The organism is Natronococcus sp. A-GB7, assembly GCF_029688865.1.
GTDB lineage: Archaea > Halobacteriota > Halobacteria > Halobacteriales > Natrialbaceae > Natronococcus.
In genome coordinates this window covers 48,524-66,064 of record NZ_JARUKV010000010.1, presented here as the reverse complement: position 1 = coordinate 66,064, position 17,541 = coordinate 48,524, and the positions used below count along the sequence as shown (strand labels likewise).

Here is a 17,541-nt window from a genome sequence, read left to right as displayed (position 1 = left end):
GTTTACTCGCGGGAGCCGAACCCACACGTATGCCTACCGTACGGGAGCTGCAGTCGACAGCCGGAACCGAACCGATCACGATGCTGACGGCCTACGACGCGCCGACGGCCGAGATCGTCGACGAGGCCGACGTGGACGTGATCCTGGTCGGCGACAGCGTCGGCAACACCTCGCTCGGGTACGAGACGACGCTACCGGTAACCGTCGACGACGTCGCAGCCCGCGTCGGCGCGGTCTCCCGGGCGACCGACGAGGCGCTGGTCGTCGCCGACATGCCGTTTCTCTCCTTCGGCGTCGACGAGACGGACAGCCTCGAGAACGCCGGCCGAATGCTCAAAGAAGAGGGTGCTGCCGCGGTGAAACTCGAGTCCGGGCCCCACACCGTCGAGCTGACCGAGACGATGGTCCAGCTCGGCATTCCCGTGATGGCCCACCTCGGCCTGACGCCCCAGCACGTCAACCAGTACGGCGGCTACCCGCGCCAGGGAACCGACCAGAAGGCAGCCGAGCGCATGCTCGAGCTGGCCGTCGCCCACGAGGAGGCCGGCGCGTTCTCGCTCGTCCTGGAGCACGTTCCGTCGAACCTCGCGGCCGAGATCACCGAGGCGCTCGAGATCCCGACGATCGGGATCGGCGCCGGCCCCGACTGCGACGGCCAGGTGCTGGTCGTCGACGACGCCGTCGGCCTCAGCGACTGGTCGCCCTCCTTCTCGAAGCAGTTCGGCAACGTCCGCGAGGAGATGAGCTCGGCCGTCGAGGGTTACGTCGAGGCCGTCGAGTCCGGCGAGTTCCCGGCCGAGGAACACAGCCACGAGGAGCGGGACCTCGACGACCTGTACTGACCCTCGAAGGGCCGACGAGCTGCGGTGGCTCGGCCCGGACACGGCGACGTTTCTGCCCGTCGGTGCCGTCGTTCTCCTCGGTGCCGGAACAACCTACTCCAGAGCGTAGTCAGCCTCCCGGGAACTCTCGGGTTACTGTTACTCCTCGAGCCCGCCCACGAACGCCGCGACAGCCTCGTTGAACGCCGTCGGCTGCTCGAGCATCGCCAGGTGGGCCGCGTCCTCGATCTCGACGAGGTCGCCCTCGCCGATCTCGTCCGCGAGATACTCGTGGTACTGCGGGGGCGTCAACTGGTCGTACTCGCCGTAGACCGCGAGCGCGGGGACGTCGATCCGATGAACGTCGTCGCGGACGTCGAAGCGATGACAGGTTCGGAAGTCCCGTCGTACGGTTCCCTGTCCGCACTCGCGCATCCGTTCGATCGACTCGTCGCGAAGCTCGGGACCGGGGTCATGAAGGAGACGATCCGGACCGTGGAGGAACTCGAGGGCCCGGTCGAAGTCGGTGTCGAGCCACTCGAGCAGGTCCTGGAGCACGCCAAGTTTGGCGCCCGTTCCGGCCAGAACGATCCCGTCGACGTCGGGCTCGCGCTCGAGGAGGAGGTGCATAGCGACGGCTCCGCCCAGGGAGCTCCCCCCCAGGATCCTCGCATCCGTTTCCTCGAGGACCGCCGCGACGTCGTCGGCGTACGCCGACAGCGCCGTGTAGCCGGCACTGGCGGCGACGTCCTCGGAGTCGCCGTGTCCGCTGAGGTCGATGGTGACGACCGGGTACCGGTCGGCGAGGCGATGCTGTGCCTTCCAGGCCGCCCGCGACCCACCGCTGCCGTGGACGAAACAGATCGCCGGCCCCGTTCCCCCTCGATCGGCGACCTCGTAGGCCGTCTCCCGGCCGTGGTGTCGAACCGTTTCCATACACCTCCGGACGAGGGGAACTGGTATAAAGGCTCGAGCCGGCGTCGGCACAACCGGCAGGAACGGACGGAGCCGATAGGAACCTGAGTACGGAGTCCGTACATTGAACTGCGAACAAGCCCCTTCTATTGCACCCCGGTTCCGTACCGTGATTCGTCGGGGAAATACTTATATACTAGTAGCACTTACCCGTAGTTAGTATCACCATGACACTCGATCAATTCACCCGTGGAGACGAGCAGATCGCTCGTCGCTACGAGTACGAGGACGGATCGGTGCTGGCCGTCGACTTCGGCACGGCGAGTACCGACGCCGCCGCCGATGTCGCCGACGGAACGGTCATCGTCGTCGACGGCGACGACCAGTACGAGTTCGAGCTGCCCGACGGCGCAGCTGACGCGCACACGTTTATCAGAAACGGCGTGCTCACTGTCGAACTGGAGGGCAACCAATGAAACTCACCGTCAAACCCCTGAAGCAGAAGGACGCGGGCCGCGGACTCGCCGCGATCGACCGCGTCTCGATGCGCGAACTCGACCTCGAGAACGGCGATTACATCGTCATCGAGGGCAACGATGACAGCCAGGCCGTCGCGCGGGTCTGGCCCGGCTACCCCGAGGATGAGGGCCGTGGCATCGTTCGCATCGACGGCCGCCTGCGTCAGGAGGCCGACGTCGGGATCGACGACAACGTAAGCGTCGAGCCTGCCGACGTCAAACCCGCGAACTCGGTCACGGTCGCGCTCCCGCAGAACCTCCGCATTCGCGGCGATATCGGCCCGCTCGTGCGCGACAAGCTGTCCGGCCAGGCCGTTACCGAGGGGCAGACGGTGCCGTTCTCGCTGTCGTTCGGCCCGATGGCCAGCTCCGGCCAGTCGGTGCCGCTGAAGATCGCCAGCGCCGACCCCTCCGGGACGGTCGTCATCACCGACTCGACGAACATCGAGATCTCGGAGACCCCGGCCGAGCAGGTCAGCTCCGAAGCCGGCGAATCGCCGGAGGGCGTGCCGAACATCACCTACGAGGACATCGGCGGGCTCGACGACGAGCTCGATCAGGTCCGCGAGATGATCGAGCTGCCGATGCGCCACCCCGAGCTGTTCCAGCAGCTGGGGATCGAGCCGCCCAAGGGCGTCCTGCTGCACGGCCCGCCGGGCACCGGGAAGACCCTCATGGCGAAGGCCGTTGCCAACGAGATCGACGCCCACTTCGAAACGATCTCCGGTCCGGAGATCATGTCGAAGTACTACGGCGAATCGGAGGAACAGCTCCGTGAAGTGTTCGAGGAGGCCGAGGAGAACGCCCCTGCGATCATCTTCATCGACGAGCTCGACTCCATCGCCGCCAAACGCGAGGAGGCCGGCGGCGACGTCGAACGCCGGGTCGTCGCCCAGCTGCTGAGCCTGATGGACGGCCTCGAGGAGCGGGGCCGCGTCACCGTCATCGCGGCGACCAACCGCGTCGACGCGATCGACCCCGCACTCCGTCGTGGCGGCCGGTTCGACCGCGAGATCGAGATCGGCGTCCCCGACAAGGGCGGCCGCAAGGAGATCCTGCAGGTCCACACCCGCGGGATGCCCCTCAGCGAGGATATCGACCTCGACCACTACGCCGAGAACACCCACGGCTTCGTCGGCGCGGACCTCGAGTCGCTGGCCCGCGAGGGTGCGATGAACGCCCTGCGACGGATCCGTCCCGATCTCGATCTGGAGTCCGACGAGATCGACGCCGAGGTCCTCGAGTCTCTCGAGGTGACCGAAGGCGACATCAAGGAGGCGATGAAGGGGATCCAGCCCTCGGCGCTCCGGGAGGTGTTCGTCGAGGTGCCGGACGTCACGTGGGACGACGTCGGCGGTCTCGGCGACACCAAAGAACGGCTGCGCGAGACGATCCAGTGGCCGCTGGACTACCCCGAGGTGTTCGAGCAGATGGACATGGAGGCCGCCAAGGGCGTCCTCATGTACGGCCCGCCCGGCACGGGGAAGACCCTGCTCGCCAAAGCGGTGGCCAACGAGTCCCAGTCGAACTTCATCTCGATCAAGGGGCCCGAACTGCTGAACAAGTACGTCGGCGAGTCCGAGAAGGGCGTCCGCGAGGTCTTCGAGAAGGCCCGTTCGAACGCCCCGACCGTGATCTTCTTCGACGAGATCGACTCGATCGCGGGCGAACGCGGCCAGCGACAGGGTGACTCCGGCGTCGGCGAACGCGTCGTCTCCCAGCTGCTCACGGAGCTCGACGGGCTCGAGGAGCTCGAGGACGTCGTCGTGATCGCGACGACCAACCGCCCGGACCTGATCGACTCGGCGCTGCTGCGTCCCGGTCGCCTCGACCGCCACGTCCACGTGCCTGTTCCCGACGAGGAAGGTCGCAAGCGGATCTTCGAGGTCCACACCCGCGACAAGCCTCTGGCCGACGCGGTCGACCTCGAGTGGCTCGCCTCCGAAACGGAGGGGTACGTCGGCGCCGACATCGAGGCCGTCACCCGCGAGGCCTCGATGGCCGCCAGCCGCGAGTTCATCAACTCGGTCGACCCCGACGACATGCCGGACACCATCGAGAACGTCCGCATCAGCAAGGAGCACTTCGAGCAGGCCCTCGAGGAGGTCCAGCCGAGCGTGACCCCCGAGACCCGCGAGCGCTACGAGGAGATCGAACAGCAGTTCCAGGCCGCCGAACCCGAGGCCGAAGGCGAGGACCAGCTCGGTCGCACCTTCCAGTAACGGAAGCGTCCTCGTTCCCGTCGATGTAGTCTCGACAGGTCGACGAACTGTTTTTTAGAGGACGAAGGCGGTGATGAATATAACGATCCCGAAGACGGCCGTGAGCGCCATCCAGACGGCGACGATGATCGCGGCCTGTCGACCGGTCAGATCGTCTCCCTCGAGCACGTCCCCTAGCTGTTGAAACACCATATCGGCGCGTTCGGTCGTCGAAATAAAACACCTTGTGCCGGAATCGGGGGACCGGTTCCGGCGTCGGCGCCATTGGCCGAACCGGTTCGGTGTGCGGCCGCCGGCCCCGAAATCCGCTCGCGGAACCCTACCGCTCCGGTGCGGCCTGCTCGGTCCGTCGCTCGGCGAGGTCCTCGAGCACGTCTTCGGCGTGACCATCTACCGAGACGCCCTCGTAGACCGCCTCGATCGTACCGTCGGGGCCGATAACGTACGTATTCCGGAAGACGCCGTCGAAGGTGTTGCCAAACATCTGCTTCTCGCCGTAGGACTCGTACAGCGTCGCGACTTCCCCTTCGGGATCGGAGAGCAGGTCGAAGCCGAGCGATTCCTCCTCGGCGAACGACTCGAGGTCCGCAACCGAATCGTCGCTGATTCCGACGATATCGACGTCGCGGTCCTCGAACTCCTCGCGAGCCGCCTCGAACTCTCGGGCCTCGGTCGTGCAGCCGTCGGTGCCCGCTCGCGGATAGAAGTAGACGACGACCCGGCCGTCGAACTCCGAGCGGCGAACCGTCTCGTCGTGTTGATTCTGCAGTTCGAACTCGGGTGCGTCGTCGCCGGTTTCGAGCATACCGTCCCTTCGAGGGAGGCGTCGTATGCCTTCCGGTTGCGTCGGACGGGTCCGGCCCTCAGTCGAGCCGTTCGGCCGCATCGCGCTCGAGTAAGGGCGAGGCGTTCTGCTCGGGCAGGGTGACGACGTCGTCGGAGGAGAGCGTGTACTCGCGGTCGTCGACGCCGAGGATCGATCCGACGTCGCGCGTCATCCGAACGGTTACGCGATCGACGGCGTCCTCGGTGGCAGCTTCGACGGCGGGCTCCGGGTCGTCGGACGTTCCGTCCTCGAGGTCGGGATCGACGGACTCGCCGGGGGTCGAATCGCTTCCGTCCGGCGTGGCAGTTTCGCTCTCGGGAGCGTCGACCGGCGACGTCGGCTCGCCGCCCGGTCGCGGCACCTCCTCGCTCGCGTCGTCGGTCGTCGGGCCGGCTCCTCCCATAACGTCGGCGGCCGTGACATCGCTCGCGTCCGTCGCCCGGGGGTCGTCGTCCGGCTCGAGGGTCGTCGGGTCGATGTCCGCGTCGCCGTCGGCCGGATCCGGCTCCATCGGTGGCGCAGGCGGCGCGTCGTCGGTCGTCTCTGTTTCGGCGACCGACGGTCCGTCGTCGCCCGGCGCGTCCCGCTCGGGCTCGATCATGGTCTCGCTCTCGGTTCCGGGCGTGTCGTCGGACTCGGACGTGCCGTCGCTCTCGGCCTCGAGGCCCTCGAGAACGTCGAGGACGCGGCTCTTGTTCGCGTCGATGCGGTCGACGAGGTCGTCGAAGAGGTCGGCCTCCTCGGCGGTGAGCCCCTCGTCGTTGGCCGCCATTCCGGCCGCGGCGAGGCTGGCCTGCTTGACGAGTTTGCCCATTCGTCGCTCGTAGATCGCCTCGACGACGTCCTTGGCGGTCTCGATCTCGTCGGTGAGTCGGCTCACCTCGGGCGAGGAGAAGGGGTCGTCGGCCCGCTCGGCCGCCCGATCGCGTTCGGCCTCGAGCTCGGCGATGTACTCGCCGACCTCCTGGTAGAACGAGGGGCGCAGGTTCTGGAGGCTGTCCTTCTGGCGCTCCTTGCTCTGGACGGATCGTAGCTCGTCGAGATTCATTCTTTCTCCTTCTCGGCTCGGCCGCGGGCCATGAGGAACACGGCGACGTACTCCGGAAGTGACTGGTCACCCTCCGGAACCGTAAAGCTATCTCCTCCCAGCTCGACCTCGCCGCCGTCGGTGACGTCGACCCGGATCTCGTGGCCCGTAAACGTCTCCGGGACGGCGTCGACCAGCGGGTCGAAGGCGTCGATCTCGTCGCGTTCGAGGCGAACCGTCTCGAGCCCGCTGCCCCCGTGGAGACTCCCCGGGAGGCGGATGAGCCGGTTCGTGTCGGTCGTCACCGGTTCGTCGATCGGGGCGTTGTCGGCCTCGACGGCCCGGTGAGCGAACCGTTCGGCCAGCTGGGAGACGGCGGTGTGGACGGTGACGTTACCCGACTCGAGCCCCTCACGGTTGTTCCGGGCGGCGTTTAACGTCGCCGTCGCCTTCCCCTCGCCGATCCCGTCGAACGCCTGGAGCCGCTCGAGGGCCGCCTCCTCCTCGAGGGCGAGCAGGTCGTCGACGAAGGCCATAAATCGATCGTGGGTCCGAGCGCCCCAGCCGCCCTCGGTTCGCAGGGTACGGCGCTCGGTCGGCGTCTTTCGGCCCAGCCCGGCGACGGTCTCGGTCTCGATCAGCTCCTCGAACTCGAGGCCGATCCCGCGGACGTAGTCGACGACCTCGCGGCGGTGTTCTCTGTCGAGGTGTCGGATCGACTCGTCGCGGACGTGGACGTGGTACCCCCGCCCACCCGAGAAGACGATCTCGAGGTCCTCGAAGGCGAAGTCGTCCTCGAGGAAATCCAGCAGACGAAGCAGGGCGTCCTTACACTTCGCGAGCATCTCGGCGTAGGAGTCTTCGCCCAGCGTGACCGTCGGCAGGTGATCGGCGTCGAGGTCGAAGACGAGGTCCGCGGACTGCCAGTCCTTCTCGTGCATCGAGCTCGCGCCGGGGTCGCGAAACCGCCCCGCAGAGAAGTAGACGTGACGGGGCCGCTTGCGGACGAGAAACTCCTCGAGGTCGCCGAGTTCGAGCAGCGAACGGTGCCGGACCATCGTCGTGTCGGGCCCCTCGGTCCAGGGGATGTACCCCCACTCGCGCTCGTTGGCCGCAGGTGGGAGCGTCAGCTCCGTGCGGCGGTAGTGATCGCGGAATCGACCCCGAAGATAGGCCCTCGTTCGCTCCTCCATGCGCCTCGTGTGCTCGTCGTCGTGGCGGTATAATCCTGCCGAAAACCCCGGCCCGTGGGGACCCGTCTCGAGCAGCCGCTCGCGAGGTGACGAGTGCGGAACGACGGCGATCTACCGGCGAACGAACTCCGAGATCCGGTCGGCCAGTCCGGAGTCCGAGCCGAGCTTGAGGTAGTAGGCGTCGCCGCCGTCCTCGTAGTAGCCGTTGATCCGGCGTTTGATCTCGAAGCCGAGGTGTTCGTAGAACTCGAGGGCGTTCTCGTTGCTGGTCCGGGCGTGGCAGGTGATCGACTCGTTGTCGTCGGCGACCCGCGCGACGAGTCGCTTGCCGATCCCCTGGCCGCGAAACTCAGTCGAGACCGCCAGAAAGAGAATGTAGCCGTCGCGGCGAACGGCCGCAAAACCCACGAGATCGTCCTCCTGCAGGTAGCAGTGGACCGTCGAGCGACGGTACGCGTCGGTAAAGAAGTCGTGGCGCTGCTTCAGCACCCCCTCCTGGCTGTTGATGCGCTCTTTGAGTCGCCAGGCCTCGTCGACGTACTCGTCGCTCCCCGGGGCGACGACGCGACTGTCGATGTTGACGCTCACTACCACAGTGTAGCAGGCTCGCCAATATAATTCCACCGGCAGCGCGGTCGTTCGCCGGGAACCGCCCGCCGACCCGCCTCGATACTGCCGAGACCCGACGCCGGCAGATCGAAGCGACGGACATACCTCACGGGCTCGAGAAGGGAGAGTATGGGATTCCAGCTTCGCGACCACACCGCCGACATCGGGGTCGAAGCGACCGGGGAGAGCCTCGAGGCGGTCTTCGCAGCTATCGCCGACGGGCTCGCGGCCGCCTCCTGCGAGTCGATTCCGGACGAAACCGGCGAGCGCTTCTCGGTGTCGGTAACGGCCGAGAGCCGCGAGGCGCTGCTGTTCGATTTCCTGGACGAACTGATCTACCTGCGGGACGTCCGGGCGGCCTTGCCCGTCGACCACCGCATCGAACGGGTCGACGAGTTGGACGCGGAGAACTGGCGCCTCGAGGGCAGCGCCCGTGGGATCCCCCTCGAGGCGATCACCGCCCGCGAGATCAAGGCCGTCACCTACTCGGAGATGCGACTCGAGGAGGTCGGTGACGGCTGGGAGGCGTACGTCGTCTTCGACGTCTGAGACGGTCTGGCGTACCGGGGCCACGGAGCGACCGCAGGACGGCTTGCGGTCGCTCCGGAATCGATACACAGGAGTTCCTCCGAAGGAGTTCGGGAACCGCCAGGTGGATGTTTTTCCGTCGCCTCCGCGATACACTACCCGATGGACGACTATCGTCGCTCGCGACCCGTCGCGACCGTCGTCGCGACCGTCGGCTCGCTGCTCGCGCTCGCCGCGCTCGCAACCGGGTCGGCCCGCGCCCACGAGGAGTACGTTGCCGACGAGGAGTACGACGTTCCGGTCGCGGAGTTTCTGACCGACGCGCTAACCGATCCCTTCGTCGTCGGTCCGCTCGTCGCCGGCGGCCTGGCCGCCCCGGCCGTTCTGGGCGGCTATCTGTACGTTCGGCCCGCACCGCGAGACGTGGCCGCGTTCAGGGATGCGATGGGCGAGTACACCGGGTACATCCCGTGGTTGTTGCGGATCTCGTTTGGCATTCCCCTGATCGGAGCCGGGTTCGGCGGCTACTTCATCAGCCCCGCCGTCGAGGTCGAACTTCGGCTCCTGCAGGTCGGCCTGGGCTTCCTGTTGCTGTTCGGGCTCGGCACTCGAGTCGTCGCGCTGGCAGCGCTCGCGGCGTACCTCGTCGGACTGGCGTTTCGGCCCGCACTCCTGTTACAGCTCGAGTTCGTCGGCGGGCTGCTGGCGGTCGCGCTCGTCGGGAGCGGCAAACCGAGTGCGGACCACGTCCTCCAGCGGATGGCCGGGATGCACGGAACGCTCTACAGCCGGATCGACGTCCTTCACGATCGCGCCAGCCGGTTTCAGAACCGAATCGATCCCTACGAGCGGTACCTGCCGACCGTGACCCGGGTCGGTCTCGGGGCGACGTTCATCTACCTCGGGCTGACCCAGAAGATCCTCCGACCGGGGATCGCGCTGGCGGTCGTCGACCAGTACGACCTGACGGGCGTCGTCCCGGTCAGTCCGGAGCTGTGGGTGATGGGCGCGGGGCTCGCCGAGATCGCCCTCGGGATCGCCCTGATCCTGGGCCTCTTCACCCGTGCGACGGCGCTGGCGGCGATTGCGATGTTTACCCTGACGCTGTTCGCGCTGCCCGACGACCCCGTGCTGGCCCACGTCGCGCTGTTCGGGATGGCTTCGGTGTTACTGATCACCGGCGGCGGTCCCCTCGCCGCCGACGGGCGGCTCACCGAGGTCGACTGAGGTCCTCGAGGCGAACGTTCTTTCATCGTCGCCGTCGGAGTATCGCGTATGACTACGTTCGACGCCGACGGAATCACCCTCGAGAAGGTACGCGACTACGTCTGGGAGATCCCGCGGGAAGGGGAGATGAACGTCCCCGCGCGAGTGCTCGCCAGCGAGGCCCTGCTCGAGGAGATCAGCGAGGACAAGACGTTAGAACAGCTCAAGAATACCACTCACCTACCGGGGATCACGACGAACGCGATCTGTATGCCCGACGGCCATCAGGGGTATGGCTTCCCCGTCGGCGGAGTCGGCGCGCTCGACGCCGAGAACGGCTGTATCTCCCCTGGAGCGGTTGGTTACGATATCAATTGCGGCGTACGAATGATGCGGACGAACCTCACCTACGACGAACTTCAGGGCCGCGAGGAGGAGCTCGTCGACTCGCTGTTCGCCAACGTTCCCTCGGGACTCGGCGGCGGCGGAATCGTCGAGGCCGGCGTCGACACCGTCGACGAGATCCTTTCCCGTGGTGTGGACTGGGCGCTCGAGCACGGCCATGCCGTCGAGGACGACCTCCTGCACTGCGAGGACGAGGGGATGCGCGAGGGCGCCGACCCCTCGAAGGTGAGCCAGAAGGCCAAGGACCGTGGGAAGAACCAGATCGGCTCGCTGGGCTCGGGCAACCACTTCCTCGAGGTCCAGCGCGTGACGGACGTCTTCGACGACGACGTGGGCGAGGCGTTCGGCCTCGAGGAGGACCAGATCGTCGTCCTCATCCACTGCGGCTCGCGAGGATTGGGCCACCAGACCTGTAACGACTACCTGCGAAAGATCGAGCAACAGCACAAGGGGCTGCTCGATCGGCTACCCGACAAGGAGCTGGCCGCGGCGCCCGCGGGTTCCCAGCTCGCCGAGGACTACTACGGGGCCATGAACGCCGCCATCAACTTCGCGTGGGTCAACCGCCAGCTGATCATGCACCGCACCCGGCAGGTCTTCGAGCGCGTCTTCGACCGCTCGTGGGAGGAGATGGAGATGGAGCTCCTGTACGACGTCGCCCACAACATCGCGAAGAAGGAAACCCATACTGTGGACGGAGAGGAACGCGAACTCTACGTCCACCGCAAGGGTGCGACTCGAGCCTTCCCCGCTGGTCACCCCGAGATACCGAAGGCCTACCGGGACGTCGGCCAGCCCGTCATCATCCCCGGCAGCATGGGTGCGGGCAGCTTCGTCCTGCGCGGGGGCGAGAACTCGATGGATCTGACGTTCGGCTCGACGGCCCACGGCGCGGGTCGGCTGATGAGCCGCACCCAGGCCAAAAACGAGTACTGGGGCGGCGACGTCCAACAGGAGCTCCAGGACCAGCAACAGATCTACGTGAAGGCCCAGTCGGGCGCGACGGTCGCCGAGGAGGCGCCGGGCGTCTACAAGGACGTCGACGAGGTCGTCCGCGTCTCCGACGAGCTGGGGATCGGCGACAAGGTCGCGCGGACGTTCCCCGTCTGTAACATCAAGGGTTAGTTCACGCGGAACGGGTTCTCGTCGTCATCGCTGTCGCGATCCGAGCCACTCTCGTCGTCCTCGTTCTCGTACGGTTTTCGTGCCGTGATCGTCACCGTTGCCTCGGGATCGTCCTCGTCGGACCACGGGCTATCGTAGGCCGAGATCTCGAGGTCGGTGACGTCCCACCCCTCCTCCTCGACGAGTTCGACGAGTCGCTGCTGATCCGCGAGCATCTCTCGGTCCATGGAGGCTCGTTGCCCGCCGACGGAAGTAGGTGTTCTGCCGGCGCGCTCACCGCGCGTCGTCGGTGCCGACTGCCTCCCTCACGAGCGTCAGGTGGGCCCGCCGCAGCCGCTCGGAGAGGGCCTGGTGTGAGATCTCGAGTTCGTCCGACAGCGCCTCCATGTCGATCTCCCGGGGGATATCGTAATAGCCGTACTCGAGCGCCGCGACGAGCGTCTCGTACTGGGGATCGGTCAGATCGAACCGACCGTGGCGGGTCTCCTCGAGACGGTTGATCTTCCGCAGGTCGATCGGAACCCCCTGATCGGTCGCGAACTCGTAACTCCGGGCCAGCGCCTCCCGATCCGGAAACAGGACGCGAAACCGCCAGCGATCGCCCTCGAGGCCCGCCTCGAGCACCGTCGCCTGCTCCCTGGTCAGGAGGTGGACTGCGTCGACGACCGTCTCGTTCCACCGGATCCGGTAACACCGTTCGTCCTCGAGTTCGAGGATCGGCGTCGCGGCCTCGACCGTCGGATCCTCGGCGAGCGCGTCGTCGGCGCGCTCGAGGGTCTCCTCGTCGCCGAGGAGTCGGACGCAGGGTATCACCGTCTCGGGAGCCGCCGCGACGACGCGCTCGACTTCGACATCGAGATCGGAGGCGTGCTCGAGCGTGTGCCCGAGCGCGAACGCCTCGGCGGGGATCGTGAACTCGGCGATCGTACTCATACCGAGTCACACGACGGCCGGCTGCAAGAGTCATACACCACGTGAGGTGGAACTGCACCGCCGCTGACGAAACCGAAATAGGTTACGAAGGTCGATTTCGTCCGGCGAACTTAAGCGGTTTCACCTGAAACTGGGTGGTATGTTAACCGACGAGTTCGGGCGCGAGGTCACGGGGGTTCGGATCTCGCTCACCGATCGGTGCAACTTCGACTGCATCTACTGTCACAACGAGGGGCTCGGCGACACGCGCGGACCGATGGATCCACAGGACGACGAGATGAGCGCCGACGACGTCGTGCGCTTCCTCGAGGTCGTCGAGGAGTTCGGCGTCGACTCGGTGAAGTTCACGGGCGGGGAGCCGATGCTGCGCCAGGATCTCGAGGAGATCATCGAGCGTACGCCCGACTCGATGGAGGTCTCGCTGACGACCAACGGCACCTTCCTCCCGGGACGGGCCGAGGACTTAGTCGACGCCGGACTCGAGCGGGTCAACGTCTCCCAGGACGCGCTCGACCCCGAGGACTTCGCCGCGGTGACGAAAAGCGGCGCCTACGAGAAGGTCCTCGAGGGCGTCCGGGCAGCTGTCGACGCCGGCCTCGATCCTGTCAAACTCAACATGGTCGTTTTCGAACACACTGCGGGGTACGTCCCGGAGATGGTCGACCACGTCGCCGAGAACGACGGGCTCCAGCTCCAACTGATCGAGTACATGCCCGAGCTGACGGGTCGGCCGGAGTGGAACATCGACATCCAGCGGGTCCACGACTGGCTCGCCGAGCAGGCCGCCGAAGTCGAACACCGGGAGATGCACGACCGGAAGCGGTACTGGATCGAGGACGACGACGGCGGACGGGGGATGGTCGAAATCGTCGACCCCGTCGAGAACCCGACCTTCTGTGCGAACTGCCACCGCGTTCGGGTCACCCACGAGGGGTACCTGAAGGGCTGTCTCAACCGCAGCGACGACCTGCGCCCGATGGGCGAGATGACCAAACCCGAGATCCGGGAGGCCTACCGCGAGGTCGTCGCGAACCGGGTCCCCTACTACGGAGAGTACATGGTCAAGAACGACGACGGCGAGTGGGAGATCAACGACGAGTACGTCGAGGGGTACGCGGAGGTCTAATCCAGTCCGTCGACGGTCGTCGAGTACGTCTCACCGAACGCGTGGTGTTCGGTCGCGGCGACCCGCCGGAGCTCGTCGCCGACCGTCGCCTCGAGGCGGTATCCTTCCTCGACCAGATCGTCCGAGCAGGCCGACGCCCACCCCGAGTCGTCGGCCGCGACGACGAGAACGTCGAGCCGGCGCTGCGAGGACTCGTATTCTGCGTGAGCTAGTTCGATCCCGCCACAGCTGCTCGAGCCGTACTCGATCGTTCCGCGGACGACGACGTCGTCGCCGTCGACGGTCACATCGGGCGGCTCCTCGACGGACAACTCCGCAGCGGTCGTCTCGAACGAGGTCTCGAGGCCCACACCCGGAAGCCGCTCGAGACAGCCCGCGGTGGCGGCGAACCACCCGGTCGCCGCCACCGTCGCGAGGAACGCGCGTCGCTCCATACCGACCATTTCTGTCAGCATAGAAAACTATTGTGGCCGATACGCTCCGCAGCTCCGCCGCTCAGTGGCGTGTTCGTCGCCGACGGGTCGATCCCGCCCGTCCGCCGCCGAACCCGACGACGATGAGCACCGCGGCGACGAGCAACAGGACGACGGCCGCGACCGGCTGGCCGCTTCCGCCGAAGACGTACACCGCGTAACCGACAGTCCCCGACAGCAGCCCCACGAGAAGGCTCGAGATCGCCCGAATCGCCTCGAGCTGGCGCGTCTCAGCCTCCCGGCCGAGCTGGTCGCCGAGCGCGATCGCCCCGTGGGCGAGGTCCCAGGCGACGACGGTCGCGACCGTGGCGACGATCGTCGCCTCGACGGTCGGCGCCTCGAGCCCGCCGGCGACGACCCCGAAGAAGAGCGCGAGCGCTCCGGCGTCGACGGCGCGGTGGCGACCGGTTGCTAGTCCGCCGGCGAAGACGACCCCACCGACCGCACCGAACCCGAGGGCGCTCGCCGACTGGCTCCCCGCGGCGAGGACGGCGACGAGGACGACGGCACCAGCGGCGACGCTCGAGCGAACGGTCGGTCGGCGAGTGATCTCGCTCACCGATGATCACCCGCGCTCGCGGCTCGCCGGGCGAAGACGGTATCGATCGACTCGTCGGCGGGCCAGTCGATCACGGGGATCCCCGCTCGCCGGAGGTCGAATCCTCGAACCTCCCTGGCGACGCGGGCCAGTCGCTCGCCGGCGGTGCCGTCGGCGGTCGGATCCGGGCTGACGACCGTAACCGGATACCCTCGCGAATCGAGTCTGCGGGCGATGTCGGCCGAGACGCCGTCACAGAGCGGCGTCAGGAAGACGACCTGCGTCCCGGTCGCGAGTCGTCGTCTGAGCCCGCGTAGCTGCCAGAGCCATCGTCCCTCGTTCGTCGGCGGGATCGTCGAAAACTGCGGGTGGGTCGCAAGTAGCTCCGCGAACCGTGCCTCGTGGTGACGTCCCGCAGCCGGCGCGAGCCAGCAGGGCTCGGTGTCAGCCTCCTGCGGGAGTGCCCCCAGTCCGGCCAGGCCGACGGTGTCGCCGTCGGCCAGCAGCGAGGCGGCGATCCGACCCGCCACGGCGACCGACCGGTCGACGGCGTGGGTGGCCTCGGAGTCGGGCGCCAGGTAGGCGTCCCGCCGGGCGTCGATCAGGACGACGACGCGGGCCGAGCGCTCCTCGTGGAACTGCAGCGTCGCCAGCTCGCCGGTTCTGGCGCGGCGGTTCCAGTCGACCCGGGCGAGGGGGTCGCCCCTCCGATACTGCCGGACCGAGTGGAAGGTCGTTCCGGCGCCCGCCTCCTCCGTCCGGAGGCGACCCGAGACGGTGGCTCCGGTGGGACGCAGCGGAACCGGGGCTGCGACCGGCCGCAGTTCGGGCTCGCAGACGACCGTCGTCTCCGCACCGACCAGGTACTCGCGTTCGGTCGACCGCGAGAGATCCCCGACGACCGCCAGCGCGGGGTCGAACGCGTGGCGTCCGCGGCCGACCGCGACCGCGTACTCGAGGCGAACCGACTCGCCGGGCCGGAGTGCGGTTCCGAGCCGACTCGAGCCCTCGACGACGGCCATCCCTGCGGGGACGCCGTCGACGATCCGGAGGTCGGGGACGAACCCGTCGCGCTCGTTGGTAATCGTCACCGTCACGTCGATCTCGTCGCCGGGCGCGGGCTCGTCGTCGCTCAGTTCGCGATCGATCGAGAGGTCGAGTTCGGGCGGCTCGAACGCCCGGGAGAAGCCGGCGTAGCCGACGCCGACGACGCCGGCCAGGACGACCGCGGGGGTCTCGGCGACGACACCGACGCCGACAGCCAGCAGCGCGACGACGCCGATTCCGTGCCAGTAGTTCGTCGCGCGCTCGCGGCGCCGTTGGGTGCCGTCGATCGGGTCCGTGGCGGTCCGTGTCCCCCGGTCGCGAGCGGACCGTCCCTCGTCGGGATCGTACCGAGGAAGCGAGCTGTCGCTCTCGCCGTCGCCGACCCTCGCGATGGCGGCGACCGAGCGTCGAACGCCGTCGTCGAACCGCGACCCGCGACCCGCGACGGCTGCGATCCGGTCGCGAACCGATCCCGACGGCCGCTCGAGCGAGGGCGAGAGGAAGGCGGCCGCGACGTCGTCGTCGGTCCACTCCCCGGACTCGACGCGCTCTCGGGCTCGCTGCTCGTCGTCCCCGCCGAACCGAGAGCAGACCGCGATCGCTGCGGCTCGAAGCCCCGCGGCGGTTCGACGGCTCGTGACCGCGTAACTCGTCTCGATCGACCGGAAGGCGCCGAGCGACTCCCGAAGCGTTTCGCCCGGGACGGGGACCGCTGTCGGGCGCTCGGGATCGGGCGTGCCGACGTTCCGGGGCGGTTCGCGGGCGAACAGCGCCCGGAGGCCGATCGCGACCGCTACGAGACCGACGGCGATCATCACCGGTTGTGCGAGCCCGAACTCGAGGACCCCGGCGAGGACGGCGAGCGCGGCGGCGAACGCTGCCAGGCCGAGCGCCAACGCGACGGCTCGGGCGTTCACGTCCCGTCCCCTCCGTCGGCGGCCCCCCGATCGGTCTCTTCCGATCCCGACTCCGCTTTGCCGTCGGCGTACTCGGACTCGATCTTCCGGAGGACCGACACGGCTCGCCGCTCCATCGCCGCCGTCGTCTGGGCGTCGCCGTACCTGACGTCCTCGAACAGCCGCGTGAGTTCGTCGACGTGGTCGCGCTCGAGTCCGGCCTCGACCGCGGCGTCGGCGAACTCCCGGGGGGTACTCGAATCGGGACGGTCGACCTCGAGGGGGGCAGTCATCTCCCGCCAGGCGCGGTACACCTCGTTGTCGGCGGCCGTCCCCTCGTCGATTCGGTCGGCTGCGCGACCCGCGGCCGAGCCGACGGCAGCGGCCTCGGCTCCGGTCGGCGTTCGCCCGTCGTCTTCGGGTTCCGACCTCGAGGACGGAGCCGTCGGTTCGGTCGCACTCCGGGTCAACAGTAGCCCGCCGACGAAGACGGCAGCGAGAACGGCGAGAACGCCGAGCAGCGGTCCGGTGGGCACCGACCGCTCGCCGTCACCGTCCCCGGGCTCGCCCCCCTCCTCGCCGATACCCGGCTCCTCGGTCTCGTCGCCGGCCGGCTCCTCGCCGCCGAGCGGGACCGTTCCCAGCGCCGCCAGCGCGTACGCCAAGCCGAGGGCGACGAGCGCGACGACGAGGGCGATCGCGAGCAGCCGAACGGCGTCCCGGCGGTGGGCCAGCAGGTACCAGACCAGAACGATCGCGAGCAGGGCGACGACGGCGTAGAGGAGGTACTCGAGAAACGGCGGGATCTCGCCGCCGGTCTGGGGATCGGTCTCGGGCGGCTGCCCCGTTCCGGCGCCGTCACCCTCGCCGGTTCCCGTCCCACCGGAGCCGCCGGTCTCGAGCGGGGACCGGACGGTCGCCGCGGCCAGCCCGATCGCGACGATCGCGGCGACCGCTGCGACGAGGCGGACGAGGAGGGCGTTTCGTGGCACGCGTTGACGGCAGTACGAAGGCGTCGGTAATAAGCGCCGGCCCTTCCGTTTTGTCAACGTGTCACGGCCGCAGCGGAGGGGATTCGTTGCGCTTAAGTACCCATCGGCGATAGGTGTGAGTGCAATACGTGCAGGGGACGC

At 67.9% G+C, this 17,541-nt stretch carries 19 protein-coding genes; 7 read left to right on the top strand and 12 right to left on the bottom strand.

Going from position 1 to position 17,541, the window contains the following annotated elements:
• Window positions 1-29 precede the first annotated feature (29 nt).
• The gene (panB, locus tag QA609_RS10820; protein ID WP_278302620.1) at window positions 30-842 is read left to right on the top strand and encodes a 3-methyl-2-oxobutanoate hydroxymethyltransferase; all 813 of its coding nucleotides are present in this window, start codon (window positions 30-32) and stop codon (window positions 840-842) included.
• A 138-nt stretch (window positions 843-980) separates the two neighbouring features.
• On the opposite strand, the gene QA609_RS10815 is transcribed toward panB, so the two are convergent.
• Window positions 981-1,757: an alpha/beta hydrolase gene (locus tag QA609_RS10815; RefSeq protein WP_278302619.1), complete on the bottom strand. Its 777-nt coding sequence runs from the start codon at window positions 1,755-1,757 to the stop codon at window positions 981-983.
• A gap of 206 nt (window positions 1,758-1,963) precedes the next feature.
• On the opposite strand from QA609_RS10815, the gene QA609_RS10810 reads away from it, so the two are divergent.
• Both QA609_RS10810 and QA609_RS10805 read left to right on the top strand, forming a co-directional pair.
• Window positions 1,964-2,212, top strand: coding sequence for an Hsp20/alpha crystallin family protein (locus tag QA609_RS10810; protein WP_278302618.1), 249 nt, complete (start codon window positions 1,964-1,966; stop codon window positions 2,210-2,212).
• Window positions 2,209-4,476, top strand: coding sequence for a CDC48 family AAA ATPase (locus QA609_RS10805; protein WP_278302617.1), 2,268 nt, complete (start codon window positions 2,209-2,211; stop codon window positions 4,474-4,476). The genes QA609_RS10810 and QA609_RS10805 overlap by 4 nt, the downstream gene beginning before the upstream one ends.
• Window positions 4,477-4,530: 54 nt before the next feature.
• Here QA609_RS10805 and QA609_RS10800 read toward each other — a convergent pair whose 3' ends face one another.
• The 5 genes from QA609_RS10800 to QA609_RS10780 form a co-directional block, all read right to left on the bottom strand.
• Window positions 4,531-4,668, bottom strand: a complete 138-nt coding sequence (locus QA609_RS10800) for a hypothetical protein (RefSeq protein WP_278302616.1) — start codon at window positions 4,666-4,668, stop codon at window positions 4,531-4,533.
• Window positions 4,669-4,795: 127 nt separating this feature from the next.
• The gene (locus QA609_RS10795) at window positions 4,796-5,281 is read right to left on the bottom strand and encodes a peroxiredoxin (RefSeq protein ID WP_278302615.1); all 486 of its coding nucleotides are present in this window, start codon (window positions 5,279-5,281) and stop codon (window positions 4,796-4,798) included.
• 58 nt (window positions 5,282-5,339) lie between these two features.
• Window positions 5,340-6,350, bottom strand: coding sequence for a hypothetical protein (locus QA609_RS10790; protein ID WP_278302614.1), 1,011 nt, complete (start codon window positions 6,348-6,350; stop codon window positions 5,340-5,342).
• The gene (priS, locus tag QA609_RS10785; RefSeq protein WP_278302613.1) at window positions 6,347-7,522 is read right to left on the bottom strand and encodes a DNA primase small subunit PriS; all 1,176 of its coding nucleotides are present in this window, start codon (window positions 7,520-7,522) and stop codon (window positions 6,347-6,349) included. Before priS ends, QA609_RS10790 begins: the two co-directional genes overlap by 4 nt.
• Before the next feature lie 111 nt (window positions 7,523-7,633).
• On the bottom strand, window positions 7,634-8,110 hold the full coding sequence (locus tag QA609_RS10780; protein WP_005557985.1) for an N-acetyltransferase: 477 nt from the start codon (window positions 8,108-8,110) through the stop codon (window positions 7,634-7,636).
• 150 nt (window positions 8,111-8,260) lie between these two features.
• Here QA609_RS10780 and QA609_RS10775 point away from each other — a divergent pair, with 150 nt between their 5' ends.
• The 3 genes from QA609_RS10775 (at window position 8,261) to QA609_RS10765 (ending at window position 11,395) form a co-directional block, all read left to right on the top strand.
• Window positions 8,261-8,680, top strand: coding sequence for an archease (locus QA609_RS10775; RefSeq protein ID WP_278302612.1), 420 nt, complete (start codon window positions 8,261-8,263; stop codon window positions 8,678-8,680).
• A gap of 141 nt (window positions 8,681-8,821) precedes the next feature.
• Window positions 8,822-9,886, top strand: coding sequence for a DoxX family protein (locus tag QA609_RS10770; RefSeq protein WP_278302611.1), 1,065 nt, complete (start codon window positions 8,822-8,824; stop codon window positions 9,884-9,886).
• 48 nt (window positions 9,887-9,934) lie between these two features.
• Entirely contained in the window at window positions 9,935-11,395 is a 1,461-nt protein-coding gene (locus tag QA609_RS10765) for an RtcB family protein (RefSeq protein WP_278302610.1), read from the top strand.
• Here the strand turns inward: QA609_RS10765 and QA609_RS10760 are convergent.
• Together QA609_RS10760 and QA609_RS10755 are read right to left on the bottom strand one after the other, a co-directional pair.
• The gene (locus QA609_RS10760; protein ID WP_278302609.1) at window positions 11,392-11,622 is read right to left on the bottom strand and encodes a hypothetical protein; all 231 of its coding nucleotides are present in this window, start codon (window positions 11,620-11,622) and stop codon (window positions 11,392-11,394) included. The two genes, QA609_RS10765 and QA609_RS10760, sit on opposite strands and share 4 nt — an antisense overlap.
• A 46-nt stretch (window positions 11,623-11,668) precedes the next feature.
• On the bottom strand, window positions 11,669-12,328 hold the full coding sequence (locus QA609_RS10755) for a helix-turn-helix domain-containing protein (protein ID WP_278302607.1): 660 nt from the start codon (window positions 12,326-12,328) through the stop codon (window positions 11,669-11,671).
• A gap of 139 nt (window positions 12,329-12,467) precedes the next feature.
• Between QA609_RS10755 and moaA the strand changes: the two genes are divergently transcribed.
• On the top strand, window positions 12,468-13,454 hold the full coding sequence (moaA, locus tag QA609_RS10750; RefSeq protein WP_278302605.1) for a GTP 3',8-cyclase MoaA: 987 nt from the start codon (window positions 12,468-12,470) through the stop codon (window positions 13,452-13,454).
• Here the strand turns inward: moaA and QA609_RS10745 are convergent.
• The 4 genes from QA609_RS10745 to QA609_RS10730 form a co-directional block, all read right to left on the bottom strand.
• The gene (locus tag QA609_RS10745) at window positions 13,451-13,888 is read right to left on the bottom strand and encodes a hypothetical protein (RefSeq protein ID WP_278302603.1); all 438 of its coding nucleotides are present in this window, start codon (window positions 13,886-13,888) and stop codon (window positions 13,451-13,453) included. The two genes, moaA and QA609_RS10745, sit on opposite strands and share 4 nt — an antisense overlap.
• Before the next feature lie 61 nt (window positions 13,889-13,949).
• Window positions 13,950-14,486 carry a hypothetical protein gene (locus tag QA609_RS10740; RefSeq protein ID WP_278302602.1) on the bottom strand — a complete coding sequence of 179 codons (537 nt, stop codon included), beginning with the start codon at window positions 14,484-14,486 and terminating at the stop codon, window positions 13,950-13,952.
• Window positions 14,483-16,429 carry a DUF58 domain-containing protein gene (locus QA609_RS10735; RefSeq protein ID WP_278302601.1) on the bottom strand — a complete coding sequence of 649 codons (1,947 nt, stop codon included), beginning with the start codon at window positions 16,427-16,429 and terminating at the stop codon, window positions 14,483-14,485. The genes QA609_RS10740 and QA609_RS10735 overlap by 4 nt, the downstream gene beginning before the upstream one ends.
• Window positions 16,426-17,400: a DUF4129 domain-containing protein gene (locus QA609_RS10730; protein WP_278302600.1), complete on the bottom strand. Its 975-nt coding sequence runs from the start codon at window positions 17,398-17,400 to the stop codon at window positions 16,426-16,428. Before QA609_RS10730 ends, QA609_RS10735 begins: the two co-directional genes overlap by 4 nt.
• Window positions 17,401-17,541: the final 141 nt, after the last annotated feature.

Excerpts from the sequence above, each read along its gene's own strand:
- QA609_RS10800 (WP_278302616.1), bottom strand. The coding sequence starts at position 4,668 with ATGGTGTTTCAACAGCTAGGGGACGTGCTCGAGGGAGACGATCTGACC.
- panB (WP_278302620.1), top strand. The coding sequence starts at position 30 with ATGCCTACCGTACGGGAGCTGCAGTCGACAGCCGGAACCGAACCGATC.
- QA609_RS10755 (WP_278302607.1), bottom strand. The coding sequence starts at position 12,328 with ATGAGTACGATCGCCGAGTTCACGATCCCCGCCGAGGCGTTCGCGCTC.
- QA609_RS10815 (WP_278302619.1), bottom strand. The coding sequence starts at position 1,757 with ATGGAAACGGTTCGACACCACGGCCGGGAGACGGCCTACGAGGTCGCC.
- QA609_RS10765 (WP_278302610.1), top strand. The coding sequence starts at position 9,935 with ATGACTACGTTCGACGCCGACGGAATCACCCTCGAGAAGGTACGCGAC.
- QA609_RS10810 (WP_278302618.1), top strand. The coding sequence starts at position 1,964 with ATGACACTCGATCAATTCACCCGTGGAGACGAGCAGATCGCTCGTCGC.
- QA609_RS10760 (WP_278302609.1), bottom strand. The coding sequence starts at position 11,622 with ATGGACCGAGAGATGCTCGCGGATCAGCAGCGACTCGTCGAACTCGTC.
- QA609_RS10770 (WP_278302611.1), top strand. The coding sequence starts at position 8,822 with ATGGACGACTATCGTCGCTCGCGACCCGTCGCGACCGTCGTCGCGACC.
- moaA (WP_278302605.1), top strand. The coding sequence starts at position 12,468 with ATGTTAACCGACGAGTTCGGGCGCGAGGTCACGGGGGTTCGGATCTCG.
- QA609_RS10745 (WP_278302603.1), bottom strand. The coding sequence starts at position 13,888 with ATGGAGCGACGCGCGTTCCTCGCGACGGTGGCGGCGACCGGGTGGTTC.
- QA609_RS10795 (WP_278302615.1), bottom strand. The coding sequence starts at position 5,281 with ATGCTCGAAACCGGCGACGACGCACCCGAGTTCGAACTGCAGAATCAA.
- priS (WP_278302613.1), bottom strand. The coding sequence starts at position 7,522 with ATGGAGGAGCGAACGAGGGCCTATCTTCGGGGTCGATTCCGCGATCAC.
- QA609_RS10805 (WP_278302617.1), top strand. The coding sequence starts at position 2,209 with ATGAAACTCACCGTCAAACCCCTGAAGCAGAAGGACGCGGGCCGCGGA.
- QA609_RS10775 (WP_278302612.1), top strand. The coding sequence starts at position 8,261 with ATGGGATTCCAGCTTCGCGACCACACCGCCGACATCGGGGTCGAAGCG.
- QA609_RS10790 (WP_278302614.1), bottom strand. The coding sequence starts at position 6,350 with ATGAATCTCGACGAGCTACGATCCGTCCAGAGCAAGGAGCGCCAGAAG.